The 6756-nt window shown below is 71.1% G+C and carries 4 protein-coding genes and 1 pseudogene; 4 read left to right on the top strand and 1 reads right to left on the bottom strand.

Going from position 1 to position 6756, the window contains the following annotated elements:
* Positions 1 to 194: pseudogene (locus ACXJKM_RS29940) on the top strand (DEAD/DEAH box helicase); the annotation flags it as partial.
* A gap of 110 nt (positions 195 to 304) precedes the next feature.
* Here the strand turns inward: ACXJKM_RS29940 and ACXJKM_RS29945 are convergent.
* A complete protein-coding gene (locus tag ACXJKM_RS29945; protein ID WP_056196196.1) occupies positions 305 to 916 on the bottom strand; it encodes a hypothetical protein in 612 nt (203 codons plus the stop codon).
* A gap of 201 nt (positions 917 to 1117) precedes the next feature.
* Between ACXJKM_RS29945 and ACXJKM_RS29950 the strand changes: the two genes are divergently transcribed.
* The 3 genes from ACXJKM_RS29950 to mnmD all read left to right on the top strand — a co-directional run.
* A complete protein-coding gene (locus ACXJKM_RS29950) occupies positions 1118 to 5353 on the top strand; it encodes an SNF2-related protein (protein WP_457356652.1) in 4236 nt (1411 codons plus the stop codon).
* Positions 5354 to 5977 carry an NAD(P)H-binding protein gene (locus tag ACXJKM_RS29955; RefSeq protein WP_457356653.1) on the top strand — a complete coding sequence of 208 codons (624 nt, stop codon included), beginning with the start codon at positions 5354 to 5356 and terminating at the stop codon, positions 5975 to 5977. It abuts the gene before it with no gap.
* Positions 5974 to 6756, top strand: a 783-nt coding sequence (mnmD, locus tag ACXJKM_RS29960; protein ID WP_457356654.1) for a tRNA (5-methylaminomethyl-2-thiouridine)(34)-methyltransferase MnmD, incomplete at its 3' end; no start/stop codon positions are given. The genes ACXJKM_RS29955 and mnmD, both read left to right, overlap by 4 nt.

The following is a 6756-nucleotide window of genomic DNA, read 5'->3' on the forward strand; positions in this document are numbered from 1 at the left end:
GCGCAGGCGGCGGTGGCGGTGGTGGTCGTGGCGGCAAGCCCGCCGGCCACACCGGCGTGGGCGGCGCCAAGACCGCGCCTAAGCCCCATGCCGAGCACGCCCCTCGCGCAGCCGGCGCCCAACCAGCCCGCGGCAACGCCGGCGGCGCCCCGCGCCACAACAACGGCCCGCGCCTGACGCAGCCCAAGCGCTGAGTCCAAGGCATCGCCTGCGCGGCCTGTCCCTCACGGGGCAGGCCGTTTTTGCTGGGCGACCGCTGCTGCAACCTCTGCGGCTCACGGCTCGTGCATCGGCAGCTGGCCCCTCAAGGCAGCTGCGTGGCGGCCCGGCGCCTGGCCCAGCCGAGGCCCAGTAGAGCCGCCAGGACCAGCGGCGCCGTACCGGGCAGCGGCAGCTCATGCGCGCCATCGCGGGGTGGCACGTCCGTACTGGTCAACGCGGTGATCTCGTAGCGGTACTGCTTCTCGTTGGGCATCTGGAAGCGGATTTCATGACGGGACTGGAAGTCCTCCAGATACAGGTAGGGCATGGCGCCGGTCGTCAGCGCATCCACGCCCGTTGTCCCCTCCAAGAACAGCTGGAAGACGGGCCACGGATCGTTCAGGTCAATGAAGCTGAAGAAGCTGTCCATATCCGCGTCGACGAAGATCCGCTTGCTCTCATTCGTGTATGCCATGCCGTCCTGCACGCCACCTGAAACACCGCCCGACATCTTGGCGCCGCTGTCATAGAGGCCGCGCGTGGGCCCCGCATCCGAGTCGACGGCATCCATGTCCACCACCAAGCTGCCCGACAGCGTTCCGCCGGTCGCCGCGTCCAGGCCTTTGGCCACGAAGCTGTAGTTGACGAGGCCCGCCTGAGCCGCGGCGCTGCAGGCCAGCGCGACCGCGCCGATGAGGATGTGACGCAAAGACATGGTGATCTCCCTGTGGGGTTTGAAAAGGTTCACGACGACGTGTCGCGATGCAAATCAGTGTCTGGATCGGCGGTATCAATGCCGCTTCCCGCAGGCGTGCAATGGTTTCAATTGCTACAGGCGGGTGCCGCTTGCCGAACCCGTTGAAACACAGGCGCCGCCGACCCCGGATTCCCATGAGGGGCTGATCTAATTCCACCCATGGCACGCCCCCCGCTCGACAACTCGCTCAAGTTCAACCTGCCCGATGGCACGGTCGTCACCGCCCAGGAGATGCTGCGCAAGATCCAGGAAGCCAAAGCGGCGCAGCGGACCGAGCAACTCGCCACCCCCGGCGCCCTGCCCGAGGCCGACCTGCAGACCTTGCTCGACGCCCTGCTGCTGCTGGGCGGCACCGCCAGCATCAACGCCGTCATGCAATGGCTGTCGCTGACCGGCCGCGAGCGCGCCAACGGCGAGACCTTCGACCACTACGCCACGCGCGATGGCCTGCAGGCCCTGGTCGCCCAGCGCCGTGCCGAGGGGCTGTACGGCAAGGGCACGCGCGTCTCATTGATCGATCACGTCGAGCGTCTGCAGACCTTGCTTGCCGCCCCCGGCCACGAGCGCTACTGGCGCCAGCGCCTGTGGCTGCTGGGCTCGGGCCGGGGCGACTGGCAGGACCCCATCGCCTGGGTCAACTTCCGCAGCCCCGAGGACATGCGCACGGTGCTGCGGCTGATGATCTTCTCGGGCATGCCCGCCGCCGAATTCCATGAACTGCTCGCCACCCGATTGCCGGAACTGAGCCCGCCGATGCTGGCCCTACAGGCCCTGATCGAGCCCTGGTGCCCCGGGCTGCTGGCGCAGATCGACCCGGATCTTCGAGATACCTTGCTGGGCCAGTTGCTGGACGTCCTGCCCGCCGGCCACCCGGTGCGTGCCGAGCTGCGCACCTGGCTGCAGGCCGGTACCGGCACGCTCAGCATTCCCATGCACGCCCGCCTGGCCGAGGCCGACATGCTGGCCCTGCAACTGGACAGCGCCGAGCAGCATCTGCGCGGCCTGGCCGGCCCGGGCGTCACGCTGCTGGCCGCCACCCGCGCCCTCGTCGATGGCCGCTGGGCCGAGGCCAGCGCCGGCTTCGAGGCCGCCATCAAGGCCATCCACACCGCCAGCCGCAGCCGTCGCAACGCGCTGTCGCTGGACACCGCGCGCCTGTACCTGCTCAGCCTGCTGGCCCAGGACGACCCCAAGGCCTGGGCGCAGGCGCGCAAATACGCCATCGCCGAATCCGGCAGCCGCAGCCCCACCGCCTACGAGGCCTGGGGCCTGTGGGCCCACGGCATCGGCGTGCGGCTGGGCGAGGACAGTTTTCTGGAAGCCGCCTTCACGCCCCGCACGCCGGGCGATGCCGCGCCGGTGGACCGCCTGCTGCTCACCGCCTGGCTGGGCAAGCCAGCACCCGGCTGGACGCCCCAGCTCGCACAGGCCGTGCTCGCCGGCCTCGGCCCAGAAGAAGCCTTGCTGGCCGACTATCTGAGCGCAGCCCTGCAGCGCCTGGAACTGGGCGGCGCCGGGCCGGCCCGCGTTGCCAACTTCCTCGGCCAGCCGCGCCAGGCCTGGCAGGACGCCCTCGCGGCCATCGCCGCCCTCAGTGACGATGGCAAGCCCGCCGGCAGCGCCACCAAGCCTGAGCTGGCCTGGCAGCTCAAGCTCGACAACGCCGGCCGCGTGCACACGCTGGAGCCGCTGGAGATGAACCACGGCGCACGCGGCGGCCTCAAGTTCAAGGCCGTGACGCTGGCCAAGCTCAAGAAGCAAGGCGCCCAGCGCAGCCGCGACAACCTGGTGCTGCGCCACATCGAGCGGGACGCCTGGGCCGGTGTGCACGACCTGCGCCTGGACGTGAGCCAAGCCCTGGTCGCACTGATCGGCCATCCGCACCTGATGTTTGCCGACGCGCCGGGGCAGTGGGTGGAGCTCAGCGAGGGGTTGCCGGAGCTGGAGATTCGGCGGGTTGGCCAGGACGCCAATGCCGCCTTCGAGTTCCACCTCCACCCTCCGCTGGTCGCTGCCGAGTCGCCGCATGCCGGCATGCTGCACGGCGCCCAGGCTGAGGCCGAACGCGAGCGCCGCAACACCCAGCGCGTGCTGCGCGAGGGGCCGAGCCGGGCGCGGCTGATCCGCATCACGCCCACCCAGCGCCGCGTGGCTGAGCTTGTCGCCCAGGGCTGGAAGGTACCGGCCAATGCCACGGCCGAACTCGGCGCTGCGCTGCAGGTGTTGACCGGCCATTTCCAGCTCCATTCCGACGCCGACGCCGGCCAGCGCGTGGCCGGCGACAGCCGCCTGCATGCCCGCCTCACGCCACAGGGCGAGGGGCTGTCGCTGCTGCTCGTGGCCCAACCCTTTGGCGACTTCGGCCCCGCCGTCACGCCGGGCCTGGGCCGCGCGCGACTGATGTGCCTGCACGAGGGCCTGAGCCTGGCCACGGAGCGTGACCTGGGTGCCGAGACCCAGCACCGCGCCGCCGTCATCGAAGCCCTGCCCTTTCTCGACCCCGAGCAGCCGCCCGACCAGCCCTGGCTGCTGGCCGATGCCGAGGAGGCGCTGGCCGCCGTGGAGCGCCTGCCCGGCCTGGCGGCAATCGCCGCGCTGGCCTGGCCCAAGGGTAAGCCGATGCGCGTGCTGCCGGTGGACGGCGCCGCGGTGCAGATCGAGGTCAGCAGCGGGCGCGATTGGCTGGGCGTGACCGGTGAGGTGCAGGTCGAGGAAGGCCGCGTCGTCGGCCTGCAGGAGCTGCTGTCCCTGAGCCGCGCCAGCAAGAGCCGCTTCGTGCGCATGGCCGAGGGGCATTACCTGGCGCTGTCCGAGCAACTGCGCCAGCAGCTGCGCGACCTGGACTCACTGGCCCAGACCAAGAAGGGCGAGCTGCAACTGCCCAATGCCAGCGCCGCCTGGCTGGACCAGGGCCTGGCCGGCGTGCGCTTGGGCGGCGACAAGGCCTGGCGGGCGCGGGTGGAGCAGCTCACGGCCGCCGCCGCGCTGCAGCCCCAGCCGCCGAAATCCCTGCGTGCCGAGCTGCGTGCCTACCAGGTCGAGGGCTTTGCGTGGATGAGCCGCCTGGCCGCCGCCGGCTTTGGCGCCTGCCTGGCCGACGACATGGGCCTGGGCAAGACCGTGCAGACGCTGGCCCTGCTGATCGAGCGCAGCGCGCTGGGCCCGGCCCTGGTGCTGGCGCCCACGTCGGTCTGCGGCAACTGGGCGGCCGAGTGCGCCGCGTTTTCGCCGGGGCTGAATGTTGCGGTCTACGCCGAAGCCGCCGACCGCAACGCGCTGCTGCAAGCCGCCGGCCCGGGTGACGTCATCGTCGCCAGCTACGCGCTGGCGCAGATCGACGCCGAGGGCTTTGCCGCGCGCCGCTGGGCCACGCTGGTGCTGGACGAAGCCCAGGCGCTGAAGAACGCCGCCACCAAGCGCGCCAAATCGGTCGCCGAGTTCGACGCCGACTTCCGCCTGGCCCTGTCCGGCACGCCAGTCGAGAACCGGCTGGCGGACCTGTGGTCCATCATGAACCTCATCAACCCCGGCCTGCTGGGCACACCGCAGCAGTTCAATGAGCGCTTTGCAGGCCCCATCGAGCGCCAGCAGGACGCGACGGCCCGCGCCCGGCTGCGCCGCATCGTCGCGCCCTTCCTGCTGCGCCGGACCAAGGCGCAAGTGCTGCAAGACCTGCCCCCACGCACCGAGATCGTCCACCGCGTGGAGCCCAGCGAGCAGGAACGCCACTTCCTCGAAGCCCTGCGCCGCGACGCGCAAGCGGCGGTGGCCGCGGCAGCGGCCAGCGGCGAGCGCGCCGCACCCATGCAGGTGCTGGCCGAGCTGATGCGCCTGCGTCGCGCCGCCTGCGACCCGCGCCTCGTGTCACCCGAGCTGGGCCTGGTGGGAGCCAAGATGGCCGAGTTCGAGCACATCGTGCGCGAGCTGGTGGCGGGCGGCCACAAGGCCCTCGTCTTCAGCCAGTTCACCGACTACCTCGACCTGCTGGGCGAGCGCCTCACGCAGATGGGCCTGCCCTTCCAGCGCCTGGACGGCAGCACGCCGCAGGCCGAGCGCACCAAGCGCGTGGCGGCCTTCCAGCGTGGCGAGGGCGATGTGTTCCTCATCAGCCTGAAGGCCGGCGGGTTCGGTTTGAACCTGACGATGGCGGACTACGTCCTCATCGTCGACCCCTGGTGGAACCCCGCCGCCGAAGATCAGGCCAGTGGCCGTGCCCACCGCATGGGCCAGCAGCGCCCAGTCACCGTCTACCGGCTGGTGACGGCCGGCTCGGTAGAGGAGCGCATCATCGAGCTGCACCGCGACAAGCGCGGCCTGGCCGAGGGCATGCTCGAGGGCCATGAACAGGCTTCGCCGCTGGACGCGCAGGCGCTGGCCGCTCTGCTCGAGGACTAGATGACAAGCACCTGGATAGCCGGCGCGACCGGCCTCGTCGGCCGCGCACTGTGCGCCGAATGGCCCGACGCCATCGCGCTGGCGCGCAAGCCGTTGCCGGGCATGACGACGGTGGACTACACCCAGCCCGGCTCGTTCGCCGCCCTGCCCGCCCCCTGCTGCGTGCTCATCGCGCTGGGCACGACGATGGCCCAGGCTGGCTCGCGCGAGGCCTTTCGCGCAGCAGATTTCGACGCAGTGCTCACCGTCGCCCGCGCGGCGCGCGAGGCGGGCGCCACGCATTGCGGCCTGGTGTCGGCGCTCGGTGCGAACGCGCGTTCGCCGGTCTTCTACAACCAGGTCAAGGGTGAGGCCGAGGACGCGCTGATCGCACTCGGCTTCGAGCGCCTCGTCATCGCTCGGCCTTCCCTGCTGGACGGCGAGCGGGAGCAGCTGGACCAGCCGCACCGCACGGCGGAGGCCTGGACGCTGAGGCTGGTACGGCCGCTGGCCGGGCTGATTCCCGGCACCTGGCGCCCCATCTCGCCGCAGCGCATTGCACGGGCCATGCGCCTGGCCCTCGAAGCCCCCGGCCCGGCCGTGCGCATCATCGAGTCCGGCGAAATGCAACGCATGGGCCAATGAAGTCCCCGGCGATCGAGCCCACCGAGGTCGACTTTTCCGACCCCGACGCACCGGCCTCCCCCACCTTCGGAGACGTCTATCACTCGCGCGCAGGCGCCCTGCCCCAGGCCCGCCACGTGTTCGTCGCCGGCAACGGCCTGCCCGGCCGCTGGCAGGGCCGCGAGCGCTTCGTCGTGCTGGAGACCGGCTTTGGTCTGGGCAACAACTTCCTCGCCACCTGGAACGCCTGGCAGCAAGACCCGGCACGCTGCGAGCGCCTCGTCTTCGTCAGCGTGGAGAAGCACCCGCTGAAGCGCGACGATCTGGCCCGCGTCCATGCGGCCAGCCCCTTGCCCGACCTGGCGGCCCAACTGGTCGAACGCTGGCCGCCGCTGACCGCCGGCCTGCACACGCTGAGCTTCGAGGACGGTCGCGTCGAACTGCTGCTGGGCCTGGGCGATGCACGCGAGTTGCTGCGCGAACTGGTACTGGACGCCGATGCCCTCTACCTCGATGGCTTTGCGCCACAGCGCAACCCGGAGCTGTGGGACGAATGGCTGCTGAAGAGCCTGTCCCGGCACGCCGTGCCCGGCACGACGGCGGCCACGTGGAGCATCTCGCGGCCCATGCGCAGGGCGCTCACCGCACTGGGCTTCGAGGTGCGCCTGGCGCCAGGTTTTGCCAACAAGCCCGAGATGACCGTCGCCCGGTTCGCGCCTCGGCACACGCAGCGGCCGGCCGGCCGCGAGCCGCTGGCGCCCGTCGCGAAGCAGGCCGTCTTCGTCGGCGCCGGCCTTGCG

It is taken from the genome of Roseateles sp. P5_D6, assembly GCF_054049415.1.

What these genes read in the sequence shown, in the direction of transcription:
- ACXJKM_RS29950 (WP_457356652.1), top strand. Translation starts at nt 1,118, where the DNA reads ATGGCACGCCCCCCGCTCGACAACTCGCTCAAGTTCAACCTGCCCGAT.
- ACXJKM_RS29945 (WP_056196196.1), bottom strand. Translation starts at nt 916, where the DNA reads ATGTCTTTGCGTCACATCCTCATCGGCGCGGTCGCGCTGGCCTGCAGC.
- ACXJKM_RS29955 (WP_457356653.1), top strand. Translation starts at nt 5,354, where the DNA reads ATGACAAGCACCTGGATAGCCGGCGCGACCGGCCTCGTCGGCCGCGCA.